This window comes from Phytoactinopolyspora halotolerans (assembly GCF_010550675.1).
Taxonomy (GTDB): Bacteria; Actinomycetota; Actinomycetes; order Jiangellales; family Jiangellaceae; genus Phytoactinopolyspora; species Phytoactinopolyspora halotolerans.
Map to the genome: position 1 here is coordinate 1 of NZ_JAAGOA010000055.1, position 1,435 is coordinate 1,435.

Sequence of the window (1,435 nt, forward strand, 5' to 3'; positions counted from 1 at the left end):
GCGTAGTGCCTCATGTCAAGATGCCCGCGAAAGTTGATCGGTGCCTCAGTTAAGAATGCCCGCGAAATCGGCATCAACTGACGGCTTTGATCCGGATGCCTTTGCGGACGTCGGGTAGGGCGGTGGGGATGCTGGCGAGGTAGAGCTGTTCCGTCTTCTCCTTGGCGAGTTTGAGCAGGACGGCTTGCAGATCGGCGATCTGGCGGGCGATGGCGGCGGGGTTCAGCGAGTCGCGGTAGGCGATCAGCTCGGTGGTCTGGGCTTCAGAGAGCACGTTGGCTGCGAGGAGTCGGTCCAGCGGTGTGGCGGGCTTGTCGTAGAGGCGGGTGCGACGTCCGTTGCGGTCGGTGCCGAACGCGGTGGGTTTCTTGGTCGGGGTCAGGTAGTTGAGCCTGTCGTTGACCAGCCGCCAGAGCCGGTTGAGCACGGCGCGTTCCTCGCTCGTGTCGTAGCGGTAGTAGAAGGCGTACTTGCGCACCAGGTGGCCGTTCTTCGACTCGATGGTGGCTTGGTCGTTCTTCTTGTACGGACGGGAGCGGGTGAAGAAGATCTCCCGTTCGGCGGCCCACTTGATCACGGCCTTGTTCAGGAACTCGGTGCCGTTGTCAAAGTCCAGCCCGATGACTTCGAACGGACCTCCTCGGCACCGGCTTTGAGCGCGGCCAGGATGTGGGCGTTGGCGTTGTTGCGCACGGTGCGGGTGAACACCCACCCGGTATGCACGCACGTCAGGTTCACCGTGCGGGCGAACTCGCCCTTCAACGTCGGCCCGCAGTGCGCCACGGTGTCGCCCTCGAAGAACCCCGGCTCGGCCTCGACCTCGTCACCGGCCTTGCGGATCTTGATTGAGGAGCGCAGCAGCGGCGACGGCTTCGTCGTCGAGACCCCGCGCAGCTGGTCGGTCGCTTTCGTGGGCTTGAGGTACCGGTCGATCGACGCCGGGCTCATCGCCAGCAGCTCCGCGCGCACCGACCGGCTGTACCGGTCGACGCCGTCGACGAGCTCACCGTGGCGTTCCAGCCCGTCGAGCTGGACCTGCATCGAAGCCGCCAGGTACTTGCCACACTGTCCACCCGAAGTCGCCCAGACCTTCTGCAGCACCTTGACCGCGTCGTAGGAGTACTTCGGCGCCCGCGGCTTGCGCGGGCGCACGGCGACGCTCTTGCCGGAGCCGGGCTTGTCCTTCGCGGTCCCGGTCAGCCGACGCCGGGCGTTGTCGCGCGACCACCCAGTCACTCCCACCACCTCATCCAGGATCCGGCCCTTGTCCTTCTTCGAGGCCTTCACATACGCCTTCGCATACCTCGTGGTGACGTCGGCACGAGATGCCATCGACAACTCACTTCCCATGCCCCAGCAGCGTCGCCGTTACGCGGGCATTCCTACGTGAGGCACGGAGAGCGTGTCGCGGGCATTTTTCGTGAGTCTCGTCGTG

General features: G+C 65.0%; 2 protein-coding genes. Both read right to left on the reverse strand.

The window, feature by feature from the left end:
* Positions 1-73 precede the first annotated feature (73 nt).
* Positions 74-577: a hypothetical protein gene (locus tag G1H10_RS32625; RefSeq protein WP_216853875.1), complete on the reverse strand. Its 504-nt coding sequence runs from the start codon at positions 575-577 to the stop codon at positions 74-76.
* An 8-nt stretch (positions 578-585) separates the two neighbouring features.
* A complete protein-coding gene (locus tag G1H10_RS32630) occupies positions 586-1,332 on the reverse strand; it encodes a hypothetical protein (RefSeq protein ID WP_216853876.1) in 747 nt (248 codons plus the stop codon).
* Positions 1,333-1,435 lie beyond the last annotated feature (103 nt).